At 65.3% G+C, this 14,687-nt stretch carries 13 protein-coding genes; 9 read left to right on the forward strand and 4 right to left on the reverse strand.

Annotation, left to right across the window (positions count from 1 at the left end; all coding sequences use genetic code 11):
- Positions 1-31 precede the first annotated feature (31 nt).
- The 7 genes from ISO4_RS10140 to ISO4_RS10170 all read left to right on the forward strand — a co-directional run bounded on the left by ISO4_RS10140 (position 32) and on the right by ISO4_RS10170 (position 7,850).
- Complete coding sequence (locus tag ISO4_RS10140) at positions 32-1,078, forward strand: ArsR/SmtB family transcription factor (protein ID WP_194856122.1); 1,047 nt, start codon at positions 32-34, stop codon at positions 1,076-1,078.
- Positions 1,071-2,219, forward strand: coding sequence for a methionine adenosyltransferase (gene metK, locus ISO4_RS10145; protein ID WP_194856123.1), 1,149 nt, complete (start codon positions 1,071-1,073; stop codon positions 2,217-2,219). Before ISO4_RS10140 ends, metK begins: the two co-directional genes overlap by 8 nt.
- 18 nt (positions 2,220-2,237) lie before the next feature.
- Positions 2,238-3,626 carry an adenosylhomocysteinase gene (ahcY, locus tag ISO4_RS10150; RefSeq protein WP_194856124.1) on the forward strand — a complete coding sequence of 463 codons (1,389 nt, stop codon included), beginning with the start codon at positions 2,238-2,240 and terminating at the stop codon, positions 3,624-3,626.
- Positions 3,627-3,640: 14 nt separating this feature from the next.
- Positions 3,641-4,471, forward strand: a complete 831-nt coding sequence (gene metF, locus ISO4_RS10155; RefSeq protein WP_194856125.1) for a methylenetetrahydrofolate reductase [NAD(P)H] — start codon at positions 3,641-3,643, stop codon at positions 4,469-4,471.
- A gap of 89 nt (positions 4,472-4,560) precedes the next feature.
- Positions 4,561-5,508, forward strand: a complete 948-nt coding sequence (locus ISO4_RS10160) for a DegV family protein (protein ID WP_194856126.1) — start codon at positions 4,561-4,563, stop codon at positions 5,506-5,508.
- A gap of 93 nt (positions 5,509-5,601) precedes the next feature.
- Positions 5,602-6,486, forward strand: coding sequence for an alpha/beta hydrolase (locus tag ISO4_RS10165; RefSeq protein ID WP_194856127.1), 885 nt, complete (start codon positions 5,602-5,604; stop codon positions 6,484-6,486).
- Positions 6,487-6,644: 158 nt separating this feature from the next.
- Positions 6,645-7,850 carry an ISL3 family transposase gene (locus ISO4_RS10170; protein ID WP_194856128.1) on the forward strand — a complete coding sequence of 402 codons (1,206 nt, stop codon included), beginning with the start codon at positions 6,645-6,647 and terminating at the stop codon, positions 7,848-7,850.
- Between the two features lie 164 nt (positions 7,851-8,014).
- Here the strand turns inward: ISO4_RS10170 and ISO4_RS10175 are convergent, their stop codons facing one another.
- From ISO4_RS10175 to ISO4_RS10185, 3 genes are read right to left on the reverse strand one after another with little or no spacing between them, the layout of a single operon-like run.
- Positions 8,015-9,034 (reverse strand): helix-turn-helix domain-containing protein, encoded by a 1,020-nt coding sequence (locus ISO4_RS10175; protein WP_194856129.1) that lies wholly within the window; start codon positions 9,032-9,034, stop codon positions 8,015-8,017.
- Between the two features lie 43 nt (positions 9,035-9,077).
- Positions 9,078-9,887: a 2,5-didehydrogluconate reductase DkgB gene (dkgB, locus tag ISO4_RS10180; protein ID WP_194856130.1), complete on the reverse strand. Its 810-nt coding sequence runs from the start codon at positions 9,885-9,887 to the stop codon at positions 9,078-9,080.
- A 59-nt stretch (positions 9,888-9,946) separates the two neighbouring features.
- A complete protein-coding gene (locus ISO4_RS10185; RefSeq protein ID WP_194856131.1) occupies positions 9,947-10,825 on the reverse strand; it encodes a LysR family transcriptional regulator in 879 nt (292 codons plus the stop codon).
- Between the two features lie 114 nt (positions 10,826-10,939).
- On the opposite strand from ISO4_RS10185, the gene ISO4_RS10190 reads away from it, so the two are divergent.
- Both ISO4_RS10190 and fghA read left to right on the forward strand, forming a co-directional pair.
- Positions 10,940-12,049 carry an S-(hydroxymethyl)glutathione dehydrogenase/class III alcohol dehydrogenase gene (locus ISO4_RS10190; protein WP_194856132.1) on the forward strand — a complete coding sequence of 370 codons (1,110 nt, stop codon included), beginning with the start codon at positions 10,940-10,942 and terminating at the stop codon, positions 12,047-12,049.
- Positions 12,050-12,343: 294 nt separating this feature from the next.
- Complete coding sequence (fghA, locus tag ISO4_RS10195; protein ID WP_323745368.1) at positions 12,344-13,204, forward strand: S-formylglutathione hydrolase; 861 nt, start codon at positions 12,344-12,346, stop codon at positions 13,202-13,204.
- Between the two features lie 39 nt (positions 13,205-13,243).
- Here fghA and ISO4_RS10200 read toward each other — a convergent pair whose 3' ends face one another.
- A complete protein-coding gene (locus ISO4_RS10200) occupies positions 13,244-14,584 on the reverse strand; it encodes an amidohydrolase (protein ID WP_194856133.1) in 1,341 nt (446 codons plus the stop codon).
- Between the last annotated feature and the right edge of the window lie 103 nt (positions 14,585-14,687).

Genomic DNA, 14,687 nt, shown 5'->3' on the forward strand with positions numbered 1-14,687 from the left:
GCAGCCCAGAACGTTCGCTACACTCGCCCTCATGTCTTTACACCCGGCACCGCAGGAACAGGATCTGGACAGCCTGGCGGCCTTTCTGAAGGCGGCCGGCGATCCGCTGCGCCTGGAGGTTCTGCAGGTGCTGGGCCAGAACAGCTTCGGGGTGCTGGAGCTGTGCGAAATCATGGCGATCAAGCAGTCGGGCATGAGCCACCATTTAAAGGTGCTGGCCCAGGGCGGCCTGGTGGAACGCCGCCGGGAGGGCAACTCGATTTTCTACCGGCGCCGCCTGCCGCCGTCGGACGCCGCCACCGGGCCGCTGCAGAGCGCCCTGTTCGAGCGGCTCGACGCCACGCCGGCGGACCCGGTCACCCGGCAGCGGCTGGCCGGCGTGCAGGCGCAGCGCGCCGCCCGGAGCCGGGCGTTTTTCGCCCGCCACGCGGACGACCTGGCCCGGCATCAGGATTTGATCGCCGAGCACGACCAGTACGCGGAGCAGGCCTGTGAGTTGCTGGATCGGGCCGCGCTCGGCCGGGCCGCCAACAACCGGGAGCCCGGCGAACGGCGCGGCATCGCGCTGGAGATAGGCCCCGGCGAGGGGCGCTTCCTGGCGCCGCTGGCGAGCCGCTTCGAGCGGGTGCTGGCGCTGGATAACGCCGAGGTGATGCTGGCCCGGGCCCGGGAACGGGTGACCGGCCAGGGGCTGGACAATGTGGAGCTGGTGTTGGGGGAGTGGCCGGAACACGGCGCCCTTTTACCCCGGGTCGACGCGGTGGTGGTCAATATGGTGCTGCACCACCTGCCCTCGCCCTCCGCCGCCCTGGAGGCGGCGGCACGGCAATTGAACGACGGCGGCGTATTGGTGATCACCGATCTGTGCCGCCACAACCAGCGTTGGGCGGTGGACGCCTGCGGGGATTTCTGGCTCGGTTTCGAAGAAGCCGATCTGGTGAGTTGGGCCGGCCGCGCCGGCCTGGTATTGCGCGAGAGCCTGTTTCTCGCCATGCGTAACGGTTTTCAGGTGCAGGTGCGCAGCTTTCAGCGCGTCACCGCGCATCCATCAAAAAGGGAGCAATCCGGTAATGAGTGAATACAGCATCTTTACCTCCGAGTCGGTCTCCGAAGGCCATCCGGATAAAATGGCCGACCAGATCTCGGACGCGGTCCTCGACGCCATCATCGCCGACGACCCCCACGCCCGCGTGGCGGTGGAGACCATGGTCAAGACCGGTATGGCCATCGTTGCCGGCGAAGTGCGCACCAGCACCTATGTGGAACTGGAGGACATCGTCCGCCAGGTGATTCTCGACATCGGCTACGACAGCTCCGACGTGGGCTTCGACGGCGCCACCTGCGCGGTGCTCAACGGCATCGGCAAGCAGTCCGCGGACATCGCCGTGGGCGTCGACGAAGCCGAGAACAAGGAACAGGGCGCCGGCGACCAGGGCCTGATGTTCGGCTACGCCACCAACGAGACCGACACGCTGATGCCGGCGCCGATCTACTTCTCCCACCGGCTGGTGGAGCGCCAGGCGGAGCTGCGCAAGAGCGGCCGGCTGGGCTGGCTGCGCCCGGACGCCAAGAGCCAGGTGACCCTGCGCTATGAAGACGGCAAGCCGGTGGCGGTGGACGCGGTGGTGCTGTCCACCCAGCACGCTCCGGACATCAAGCTGGCGGACCTGCGCGAAGCGGTGATGGAAGAGATCGTCAAGCCGGTGCTGCCGTCCGAATGGCTGCACGGCGACACCCAGTACCACATCAACCCCACCGGCAACTTCGTGATCGGCGGGCCGATGGGCGACTGCGGTCTCACCGGGCGCAAGATCATCGTCGACACCTACGGCGGCATGGCCCGCCACGGCGGCGGCGCCTTCTCCGGCAAGGACCCGTCCAAGGTGGACCGTTCCGCGGCCTACGCCGGCCGTTACGTGGCCAAGAACATCGTCGCCGCCGGCCTGGCCGACAAGTGCGAGATCCAGATCAGCTACGCCATCGGCGTGGCCGAGCCGACCTCCATCTCGGTGAACACCTTCGGCACCGGCAAGCTGGACGACAACCGCATCGCCGCCCTGGTGCGCGAGCACTTCGACCTGCGCCCGCGCGGCATCATCGAGATGCTCGACCTGCGCCGGCCGATCTACCGGCCCACCGCCAGCTACGGCCACTTTGGCCGCGAAGGCTTCAGCTGGGAAAACACCGACAAAGCGGCCGCCCTCAAAGCGGCGCTTTAAACGAATCTGGAGAGACCCATGAACGCAAAAGCGGAAACGTTGCAGGACTATAAAGTCGCGGATATTTCCCTGGCCAAGTACGGCCGCGCGGAAATCGACATCGCCGAAACCGAAATGCCGGCGCTGATGGCGATCCGGGAAAAATACCGCGCCGAACAGCCGCTCAAGGGCGCGCGCATCATCGGCTGCATCCACATGACCATCCAGACCGCCGTGCTGATCGAAACGCTGAAAGCGCTGGGCGCGGAAGTGCGCTGGTCCTCTTGCAACATCTTCTCCACCCAGGACCACGCCGCCGCCGCCATGGCCGCCGCCGGCGTGCCGGTGTTCGCCTGGAAGGGCGAGACCGAGGAAGAGTACATGTGGTGCATCGAGCAGACCTGCCGCGACGGCGAGGGCAATCTGTGGGACGCCAACATGATTCTGGATGACGGCGGCGACCTGACCGGCTACATCCACGAGACCTACCCGGAGATGCTGGACAAGATCCACGGCATCACCGAAGAGACCACCACCGGCGTGCACCGCCTTTACGAGATGCTCAAGCAGGGCACCCTGAAAGTGCCGGCGGTGAACGTGAACGACTCGGTCACCAAGAGCAAGAACGACAACAAGTACGGTTGCCGCCACTCGCTCAACGACGCCATCAAGCGCGCCACCGACCACCTGCTGTCCGGCAAGAAAGCGCTGGTGATCGGCTACGGCGACGTGGGCAAGGGCTCCGCGCAGTCCCTGCGTCAGGAAGGCATGATCGTGAAGATCACCGAGATCGATCCGATCTGCGCCATGCAGGCCTGCATGGACGGCTTCGAAGTGGTCAGCGCCTACAAGGACGGCGTCAACGACGGCACCGAAGCGTCCATCAACAAGGAGCTGCTGGGCACCACCGACATGCTGGTCACCACCACCGGCAACTACGACGTGTGCGACGCCAACATGCTCAAGGCGCTGAAAAAAGGCGCGGTGGTCTGCAACATCGGCCACTTCGACAACGAAGTGGACACCGCCTTCATGCGCAAGACCTGGGAATGGGAAGAAGTGAAGCCCCAGGTTCATAAAGTGTGGCGCGACAAGAAAAACCAGGACTTCCTGCTGCTGCTCTCGGAAGGCCGCCTGGTCAACCTGGGCAACGCCACCGGTCACCCCAGCCGCATTATGGACGGCTCCTTCGCCAACCAGGTGCTGGCGCAGATGTACCTGTTCGACCAGGGCTACGCCGGTCACTCCGACACGGTGAAGGAGAAGATGCTCAAGGTGGAAGTGCTGCCCAAGCACCTGGACGAGGAAGTGGCCCGCTACATGGTGCAGGGCTTCGGCGGTGTGGTCACCCAACTCACCGACAAGCAGGCCGGCTATATCGGCGTGGACGTCAACGGCCCCTTCAAGCCGGACCACTACAAGTACTAAGGCGTTTTTGAATCATGTCCAAACGCATCAGCTTTGAGTTTTTCCCGCCCAAGACCGAGCAGGGGCGGGAAAAACTCCTGAACACCCAGCAAAAGCTGCTGGCCAAGAAGCCGGAGTTTTTCTCCTGCACCTTCGGCGCCGGCGGCTCCACGCGGGACTACACCCGGCAGATGGTCGGCCTGCTGCGCGAGCAGCACGCCGACACCGCGCCGCACCTGAGCTGCATCGGTCAGAGCCGTGACGAGATCATGGAACTGGTCAACGGCTACAAGGAAAGCGGCGTGCGCCGGATCGTGGCGCTGCGCGGCGACCTGCCCTCGGGCATGGGCTACGCGCAGAGCGAAGTGAAGTACGCCGACGATCTGGTGGCGTTGATCCGCGAGGAAACCGGCGACCATTTCCACCTGGAAGTGGCCGCCTACCCGGAGAATCACCCGCAGTCGCGCAGCTTCGACGATGATATCGCGCACTTTCAGCGCAAGATCAGCGCCGGCGCCGACAGCGGCATTACCCAGTACTTCTACAACGCCGACGCCTACGGCTACTACATGGACGAGCTGCGCCGGCGCGGTTGCGACGCCCCGGTCTACCCGGGCGTGATGCCGATTCTCAACGTCGCCAATCTGTTCCGCTTTTCCGATAACTGCGGCGCCGATATCCCGCGCTGGCTGCGCAGCCGCCTGGACGACATCCGCGACGACGAGCAGGCGGTGAAAGCGTTCGGCGAGGAAGTGGTGACCCGCCTCTGCGAGCGCCTGCTGGCCATGGGCGCCCCGGGCCTGCACTTCTACACCATGAATCAGTCCGGCCCGATTCTGCGGGTGCTGGATAACCTGGGGCTTTAAGCGTCAAGCTTTAAGCCGAAGGTCCGGACCGGGGAGTGTTGCAGGTCACACTTTTTACGCTAGACTGCGATGAAAAGGGGTGAATAATTATGAGAATCGGTCTGGTCGTTGATTCCGGCTGCGATCTTCCCAAATCCTTTATCGATGAACACGGCATTCTGATCCTCCCGGTCTCCATCCGGCTCGGGGATCAGATCATCGTTGATGAACGGGATCCGGAACGCACCCGTCAGTTTTACGCCACCGAGGCGTCCGAGAAAGCCCATGGCGCGGAATCGATCCCGTTCACCATGGAGCAGATCAAGGCGCTGTTCCTGGATAAGGTGGTGGTGGATTTCGACTACGCCCTGGTGCAGACGGTGCCGAAAAGCCGCAGTCCGATTTTCACCAACGCCACCGAGGCCTCCCACGCGATCCTGCGTGAGTACAAGCCGATCCGGAAGCAGGCCGGCGTGGAAGGCCCCTTCGCCCTGCGCGTCACCGACAGCCAGACCCTGTTCGCCGGCCAGGGCGCCCTGGCGGCGGAGACCATGCGGCTGATCAAAAGCGGCATGAAAATCACCGAAATCCGGCAGAGCGTGGAAGTGCTGGCCTCCAAGGCCACCGGCTACGCGGTGGTGCCGGACATCTACTACCTGCACAAGCGCGCCAAGAAACGCGGCGACAAGAGCGTCAGCTGGGCCGGCGCGATTCTCGGCAATGCCCTGGACATCAAACCGGTGCTCTGCGCCCGCCAAGACGAAACCTTCCCGGTGGCCAAGATGCGCGGCTTCGACGCCGGCGTGGAGGCCATGTTCCGGCACGGCGCCCGCTGCATAGAGCGCGGCCTGATGGCGCCGGTGGTGTGCGTGAGCTACGCCGGTGACGAAAGCCGGATTCGCCAGATGCCCGGCTTCGACCGCCTGGCCGAGGCCGCCAAGCGCCACAAGGTGGAGCTGCTGACCAGCAGCATGGGCCTCACCGGGGCGGTGAACATCGGCCCGGGCGCGCTCAGCATCGGCATGATCGTCGACGACCCTGCCTTCACCACGGACTGAGCCGGGGCCCGCTCCCACAAGACCTGCCACCCTCACCCGCCATTGATTGGTCCGCGTTTAGCGTAATGGTTTGTTTTATCCGCGGAGCGCTTCATGAGAACCACCCTGCTGTTTCTTTGCACGCTGGCGGTCACCGGCTGTGTGCGCCATCTGGGCGCGCCGGAGGGCGAGCCGCCGGCGCTGCCCGATTTCGACGTCACGATGATTGAGGATCGGGTTTACACCCCCGATGACTGGCCCCAAGCCCTGCACGCGGACATCTACCGCCCGGAGCCACCCGGCCGGTATCCGACGGTGCTGATGGTGCACGGCGGCGGTTGGGAACGACGCTCGCCGGAGGACACGGCGGGGCTTGCCAGGCAACTGGCCGAGCAAGGCTTCGTGGTGGTGAACATCGAGTACCGCTTCGCGCCGGAGTACACCTTCCCGGCGCAGCTCCACGACCTGCAGATGGCGATGCGCTGGCTGCACGTGCACGCGGACGACTACGGCATCGACCGGTCGCGGGTGGGCGCCTGGGGCTATTCGTCCGGCGCCCACCTGGTGACGCTGCTGGCCACTGTGGCGGCGGATACGGACAGCCCGCTGAACGAACCCTACGGCGGTCCGGTCACCCGGCCGCGGGCGGTGGTGGCCGGCGGTACACCCACGGATCTGCGCAAGTTCGAGGGCGGCACCCTGGTACCGCAGTTCCTGGGCGGCCCGCAGGAGAGCAACGCCGCCATCTACGCAGCCGCCTCGCCGGTCACCCATGTGGGCGCCGACACGCCGCCGCATCTGCTCTACCACGGTACCCTGGATTCGGTGGTGCCGGTGGATCACGCGGAGGACTACCGCACCGCGCTCAACGCCAACGGCGTCGACAACGAACTGCTGCTGTTGCGCGGCAAGGGCCATGTGGCGGCGTTTCTGTTCGGCGGGGCCGCCGAGGACGCCGGGGCCGCGTTCCTGGCCCGCACCCTGACACCCGCCCATTAAAAAGGTTCATCGCGTTTTAGCGGGAATGCTCCCTTCGGTTAGGGGCGCGACGGGCCGATTCGGAAGTCAGTCAACAGGGGAACTAAGCGGTAGGGGCGGACAGTGAACCGAGTTAAGTTGTTTGTGCGACCAAATAACGAGACAAGGACACTGCCGCCATGGGCGATGCTACGTTCCCCGGCTCGGGCTGGGAAGGCTTTATGGCCACCCAATTCGTTCCGCTCTCCGGTTCCGAGTGCCTAATTCACCTGGTTCCTGACCCTCAAGTGCCGCCTCGCTGCCCAGGCTGCCGGCGATCCTGCCCCCTGATCCACGACACCACAGTACGCCGCATTCGGGACCGGGACCTGTTCGAGTATCGGGTTTGGTTGTCAGTGCCAATAAGGCGGGTACGCTGCGCCACGTGCGGTGTTGGCCGGGAAGCATTGTCCTGGCTTGAGCCCCGGTCTCGCATCACCCACCGACTACGTCAGCACGTCGAGGTCTTGCTGACCCTCCTGCCGATCAAGCAGATCGCCGGCCTTACCGGGCTGCACTGGCACACCCTCAAGACCCTCGACAAGGCCCGGCTGGCCCGGGACCTGCCCGAGCCAGACCTCAGTCTGGTCCGTTACCTGGTTATGGACGAGTTCGCCCTGTTCAAGGGCCACCGTTATGCCAGCGTGGTGATCGATGCCGAGACCCGGCAGGTGCTGTGGGTGGGTGAAGGTCGATCCCGCGAGGCGGTCCGGCCCTGCTTCGAGTGGTTGGGGCCTCATTGCGAGCACATCGAGGCGGTGGCCATGGACATGAACACCGCCATGGACCTGGAGGTACAGGCCTGGTGCCCCAAGGCCCGCGTGGTCTACGACCTGTTCCATGTGATCGCCAAGTTCGGTCGGGAGGTGATCGACCGGGTTCGGGTGGATCAGGCCAACCAATTGCGCCAGGACAAGCCCGCACGGCGGGCCGTGAAGCGCTCACGCTGGTTGCTGCTGCGCAACCCAGAGAACCTGAAGGCTGATCAAGCGGACGAGCTGAAGACATTACTGGATCTGAATCAGCCGTTGATGGTGGTGTATCTGATGAAGAGCCAGCTCAAGGAACTCTGGTACGCCCGCACCGAGCGGGCGGCCCGGTGGCGTTGGACACGGTGGTTCAACATGGCCCAAGCCAGTGGTCTGGCCCCGCTGATCCGCTTCGCCCGGCGTCTGAAGCCCTACGCCGAGGGCATCATCGCCAGCGCCACCTATCGCCTCAATACCAGCGTGCTGGAGGGTATGAACAACAGGATCAAGGTCATCAAGCGCATGGCTTATGGCTACCGGGACAGCGACTACTTCTTCTTGAAGATCAAAGCCGCTTTTCCCGGTAATCCGCGATGAACCATTAAAAAGCCCCGGGGAAAACCCCGGGGCTTGCTCACAACCCAAATATGCAAAAGATAGCGTTCCGCTAGCTCGCCCCCGCATTGTGGGGGCCAACCCGGCGGAACGCTTGCACGCTTGTTTCCCGCCCCGTTGATGATTCGTCCCGCGGGCCTTTTCGCTCAGAGACTGAGCAGCCAATCGCGAAACTCCGGCCGCGACGGCCCGTCGCCGTCCGCCCGTAAACGGCGGGCGCGGGCGGAGCGGCCCTGCTCCATGGCCTCACCGGGGGTCATGCCGAAACGCTGGCGGAACAGGCGGCAGAAATGGCTCTGGCTGTCGAAGCCGCACTCCAGCGCCACCTCGACCAGACGCCGCTGCCCCAGATCACGCTCGGCAAGCTCGCGGAACGCCCGGTCCAAGCGCTGTTCGCGGATATAGCCGGCGACGCCGCCGAACGGCTCGAACAGCCGGTAAAGCCGGGTGCGCGACAGGCCGAAACGCCGGCACAGCCGGGCCGGCCCCAGCCCCGGGTCGTCCAGGTTGTGAACGATGAACGCCCGCACCGCGTCGCGGGCGGCGTCCTCGAACGGCATCGCCGCGTCTTCGCGCACCGGGCCCTGGCAGAGGGCGCCGGCCACCGCGCCCACCAGGGTGCGGTTGATGGCCGGCAGGTCGTCCACGGAGGCGTCCGCCAGCGACGTCCAGACACTGGACAGGTGGTTGGCGAGAATAGTGGCCAGCGGGGTGCCGGCGCGCAGCACCGTGCCCGGCCGGTAGTCGGCCGGTTTGGTGAGGGCGAAGAAGCGGTCGCGGGGGATCACCAGCGACAGGTTGCCGGAGCGCGGCGCCAGGGTTTCCAGGCCCAGCCCCATATCCAGCAGGCTGATGTCGCCGGGGCCCACCTGCACCTTGCGGTCACCGTTGTAGCCCTGGTAACCGCCGTGGGTGTACAGCTGCACCAGCAGGTGATCGTCCGAGGTGCGCCGGTCCCGCTGGAAGTGCAGGGGCGTGAACTCACTGCGCGCGATCAGCGTCTGGCCGAGATTGAAACTCTCCAGCCGGCCCTGGAATTCACGGCCGCCGGGTTCCCGGGCGGCGCGGCAATCGAACAGGGGTTCGACGCTCTGACGCCAGATCTCCAGGCGTTCATCGCGATCAAACTGGCGGGCATCAAGCTTGTCGTGGGGAATTCGCTCCATGCCCGCATGCTAGAGCCTGAGGGGCGCTTTGTCTCGCCCGCCGTCAGTCCCAGTCCGGGGCGAAATCCGGGTCGGCGATGCGCTCGTCCCGGTTAAGGGCCTCGATGGCGTCCATGTCGTCCTGTTCCAGCGTGATATCCAGCGCCGCCATGTTGGCTTTCAGGTGCGCTTCCTTGGTGGACGACGGACTCACCACGATGTCTTTCTGGTGCAGCCAGGCGAGCGCCACCTGGGCGGCGGAGGCGTCGTACTTCTCACCCAGCTTCTTGAGGGTCGGGTCCTCCAGCACCTTGCCCACCGCCAGCGGCATGTAGGCGGTCACGGTGAGACCGGCGCGCTGGATCGCGTCGACCACCCTGCGGTTGGTCAGGAAGGGGTGCACTTCCACCTGGTTGGTGACCAGTTCCTCGCCGCCGGGCACGCTGAGCGCCCGCTCCAGTTGCGCCACGGTGAAGTTGGAGACCCCCACGTTCTTGGCCAGGCCCTGTTTTTTGGCGTCGGCCAGGGCGCCGATGTATTCGTCCATGGGCACGTCGTCGTTGGGGCTCGGCCAGTGGATCAGGGCCAGATCCACCGCGTCCACGCGCAGCCGGTTCACGCTCTCCTGCAAACTTTGTAAAAGGTCATCATGCTGCAGGCGGTCGTGCCAGATTTTGGTGGTCAGGAACACCTCGTCACGGGGCACGTCATGGGCGTCCAGGGCGGCGCCCACGGTCTCCTCGTTCTCGTACATCTGGGCGGTGTCGATGTGGCGGTAGCCCAGGTCCAGGGCCTTGTGGATGCTGCCCATAAGCGGCTCGCCCTTGAGCCGGAAGGTGCCCAGCCCCAGGGCCGGGAGGGTTGCCTTGGCCATGTTCTCTCCTTGCTTTCGTGGCTTGTCTGAACTCTACCTGATGATGGAGACGGCCGCTTTCAAGCTCGGCCATCCATGCCGGCCACCAGGAAGTCCACGAACTGGCGCACCTTGGGGGACAGATGCCGGTGGCGCGGATAGACCACCCAGACCGCCGTGTGGGTGCAGGCGTGGGCGTCCAGCACGGATATCAGCTCGCCCCGCTCGATACCCTCGCGTACGTAGTAGTCCGGCAGCTGGGCCAGCCCCAGCCCCTTGTGCACCGCGTCCAGCAGCGCCAGGCCGGAGTTGGCGCGCCAGTTGCCTTCCACCCGCCAGGCCCGGTGCTGGCCGTCCAGGTCGAAGGTCCAGTGGTCGGCGGAACCGAGCAGGCAGTTGTGGCCGGCCAGTTCGCCCAGGGTGTGGGGGCGCGGGTGGCGCCGGAAATAGTCCGCCGAGCCGACCACGTACTCGCGGCGCGGGCACAGCTTGCGGGCGATCAGCGAAGAGTCGGGCAGGGCGCCGGTGCGCACCGCCACGTCGAAGCCCTCGTCGACGATGTCCACCGGCCGGTTGGTGAAGTCCATGCGCACCGACAGTTGCGGGTGCTCGGCGAGGAAGTCGTTGACCAGCGGAGCGATGAATTTTTCGCCGAAGGTGGTGGCGCAGGTGAGCTTGAGCACGCCGGTGGGCCGGCGCTGGTAGTCGCTGATCGCGGTGAGCGCTTCCTGGAAACCGTCGAACAGCTGGGCGCAGTGCTCGAAATAGACGGCGCCGGCATCGGTGAGCCGCAGACGGCGGGTGGTCCGGTACAGCAGCTGGGTGCCGAGCTGGGTCTCCAGGCGCGCCACCAGACGGCTCACGTGGGAGCTGGAGACCCCCAGGCCCCGGGCCGCGCCGGCGAAGGATTCGTGTCTCACCACCTCGACGAAGGCCTCGATACGATCCCAGTGCTGCATTGTTGCTCCTGAGCAATAATCTATTGCGAAATAATGCCTTAAGAGGGCGAAGCGGCGCCAGTACACTGAACCCAAGAACCGACGTAAGACGTCCTGACTGTTACGGAGAAAAACATGAAATCGAGAGCCGCCGTCGCCTGGGAAGCAGGCAAACCCCTGGTGATTGAAGAAATCGACGTGGCCGGCCCGAAAGCCGGTGAAGTGCTGGTGCAGATCGTCGCCACCGGCGTCTGCCACACCGATGCCTACACCCTGTCCGGGAAGGACCCGGAGGGGCTGTTTCCGTCCGTGTTCGGCCACGAAGGCGCGGGCATCGTCCAGGAAGTGGGCGAAGGCGTCACCAGCGTCAAACCCGGCGACCATGTGATTCCGCTCTACACCGCCGAGTGCGGCAAATGTAAGTTCTGCCTGTCCGGCAAGACCAACCTGTGCTCCGCGGTGCGCGCCACCCAGGGCCAGGGCCTGATGCCCGACGGCACCCGCCGCTTCTCGCTGAACGGCACCGAGCTGAACCACTACATGGGCACCAGCACCTTTTCCGAGTACACCGTGGTGCCGGAAGTGTCCCTGGCCAAGGTCAGCAAGGAAGCGCCGCTGGACAAGATCTGCCTGCTCGGCTGCGGCGTCACCACCGGCATCGGCGCGGTGCTGAACACGGCCAAGGTGGAGCCGGGCTCCACGGTGGCGGTGTTCGGCATGGGCGGCATCGGCCTGTCGGTGATTCAGGGCGCGGTGATGGCGAAGGCGGAACGGATCATCGCCATCGACGTGAACAACGACAAAGAGAAGATCGCCCGCCAGTTTGGCGCCACCGACTTCATCAACCCCAAGGATTACAGCAACTCGATCCAGGAAGTGATCGTCGAGCTCACCGACGGCGGCGTGGACTACTCCTTCGAGTGCATCGGCAACGTCAACGTGATGCGCTCGGCGCTGGAGTGCTGCCACAAAGGCTGGGGCGAATCGATCATCATCGGCGTGGCCGGCGCCGGCGAGGAAATCAGCACCCGCCCGTTCCAGCTGGTCACCGGCCGGGTCTGGAAAGGCTCCGCCTTCGGCGGCGTCAAAGGCCGCACCGAGCTGCCCGGCTACGTGGACCGCTACATGAAGGGCGAGATCAAGATCGACGAGTTCGTCACCCACACCATGCCGCTGGATGACATCAACAAGGCGTTCGATCTGATGCACGAAGGCAAAAGCATCCGGTCGGTTATTCTTTACTGAAGCTGCAAGCTGCAAGCTGCAAGCTGCAAGCCGGGGCTTGGTGGCTGATGGGCCGTGCCAGTCAAGCACCAAAAGACGAATCAGGATACAAGATGCAGGATTCAGGGGATGGCGTGGTGCGAACCCTCTCGGCTGGCATCACGCCCAGGGCGCCATTCCGATGGCACTGCCTTCGCCCCTGTATCCTGCATCCTGAATCCTGTATCGCGGCCGACAGGCCGCCCGGCACGGCCTGCTTGAAGCTTGCGGCTTGCCGCTTGAAGCCCGCCCATCGAACACAACGAGGGATCCGCCATGACAACGTCTGACGAACTGGAACTGGTATCCGCCACCAAATCCTTCGGCGGCTGGCTAAAGCGCTACAAGCACCACAGCAAAGTGCTCGGCTGCGAGATGATCTTCGCCATCTACCTGCCGCCGGCGGCGGAGGAGCAGGACGTGCCGTTGCTGTGGTGGCTGTCCGGCCTGACCTGCACGGATGAAAACTTCATGCAGAAGGCCGGCGCCCACGGCACCGCCGCGGAGCTGGGCCTGGCGATCGTCTGCCCGGACACCAGCCCGCGCGGCACCGACCTGCCCGGCGAACACGACAGCTATGATTTCGGCTCCGGCGCCGGCTTCTACGTGAACGCCACCGAAGCACCCTGGAACCGCCACTTCCGCATGTACGACTACGTCACCGAAGAGCTGCCGGCGCTGGTCGCCCGGCATTTCCCGCTCAACGGCCAGCAGTCGATCAGCGGCCATTCCATGGGCGGTCACGGCGCCCTGGTGTGCGCGCTCAAGAACCCGGAACGCTACGCCTCGGTGTCCGCGTTCGCGCCCATCGCCAACCCCACGCAATGCCCCTGGGGCGAGAAAGCGCTGGGCGGCTACCTGGGTGACGATCGTGAAACCTGGAAGGAATGGGACGCCTGCGAACTGATCGCCACCGGCGCCCCGGCACCGGCGGAAATCAAGGTGGACCAGGGCGAGGCGGACAACTTCTACCAGGACGGGCAGCTGCGCCCGGAAGCCCTGGAAGCGGCCTGCAAGCAGGCCGGCGTGCCGCTGACCCTGCGTATGCTGCCGGGGTACGATCACTCCTACTTCTTTATCGCCAGCTTTATCGACGACCATCTTCGCTACCACGCGCACCATCTGCGTAGCGGCTGACTTGTGGGAGCGGGCCCAGCCCGCCCTTGGTGAGACGTCCTATTCCGCCGACAGCGCCTCCAACAGCAGCAGGCTGTTGGCTTTCACGGCGGTGGTGATGGCCAGGCGCGGGTTGATGATCTCGAACTTGGGGTTGTGGTTCATCGGCGGCAGTTCACCGGTCGCCATGTATTTCTTCATCACGTCCGGGGCGCCGCCGCCCACTTCCATGAACAGGGTGCGGGCGTCCTCGATCCCGGCCACCAGCATGGGGAAATCCTCGGAGCCCATCACCGGCGGGAAGCCGGGCATCAGCGCTTCTTTGCCGAGGCCGGCGGCCAGGGTTTGCTGGGCCTGTTCGGCCAGGGCCTCGTCGTTGTAGACCGGTTCGGAGTACCCTTTGAGGGTGTATTCCGGCATTTTGTCGTCGGCGACGCCGGCGGCCCGGGCGATGCCGTTGGTTTCCCGTTTGATGGCGTCGAGCATCTGTTCGCGCACCGGCTTTTCGTACCAGCGCAGGTTGAGCTTGAGGGTGCCGTTGTCCGGGATCACGTTGTTGGCTTCGCCGATCTGGCTGGCGCCCACGGTGAGCACCGCCGGTTTCTGCGGATCCACGTTGCGGCTGACGATGGTCTGGTAGGCCATCACCGAGCGCGCGCCCATCACCACCGGGTCGACGGTATTCTGCGGCGAGGAGCCGTGGCCGCCGACGCCGTGCAGGGTGACGTCGAGCTGGTCGCTGCCGGCCATGCGGCGTCCGGCGCGCACCGCCACGGTGCCGGCGGGCCACACCGGGAACACATGGGCGCTGATCAGCAGCTCCGGCTTGGGCACCCGGTCGTAGAGGCCGTCGTCGACCATGGCCTGGGCGCCCTGGATCAGCTCTTCCGCCGGCTGGGCGATCAGCACCAGGGTGCCGGCCCAGGCGTCGCGGGTCTCTCGCATCACTTCGGCGATGCCCAGCAGCCAGCTGACGTGGGCGTCGTGGCCGCAGGCGTGGGCGACGTGGGTTTTGCTGCCGTCATCGAGCGTGACCTGCTTGCGGCTGGCGTAGTCCAGGCCGGTGTCCTCCTTCACCGGCAGGCCGTCCATGTCGCTGCGGAACATCACCACCGGGCCGTCGCCGTTTTTCAGCACCGCCGCCACGCCGGTGCCGCCGATGCCGGTGTGCACCTGGTAGCCCAGTTTTTTGAGGCGCTTGCTGACCTGTTTGGCGGTTTCGGTCTCCTGGAAGCCCAGTTCCGGGTTGGCGTGCAGGTGTTTGAAGGTGCTCACCAGGCGGTCGGCCTGGGCTTCGGCCAGTTGGTTGACACGTTGGGTGGTGTCGGCCAGAGCGGGGGTGGTCGCGGCGGTTAGTGCCAGGACCGCTGCAAGGGCGGCACGGTGTAGGTTTTTTAGCATTTTTGGTGTCTCCCGATGGGTCGTTATTGTTTGGGTTGAGAGTCGCTGTTGGCGAGGTCTCTGGGATCCTGCCGGGAGCTTCGCTCCCTTTCGCGGGCTGGGC

This window comes from Alloalcanivorax venustensis ISO4 (assembly GCF_015356855.1).
Classification (GTDB): Bacteria; Pseudomonadota; Gammaproteobacteria; order Pseudomonadales; family Alcanivoracaceae; genus Alloalcanivorax; species Alloalcanivorax venustensis.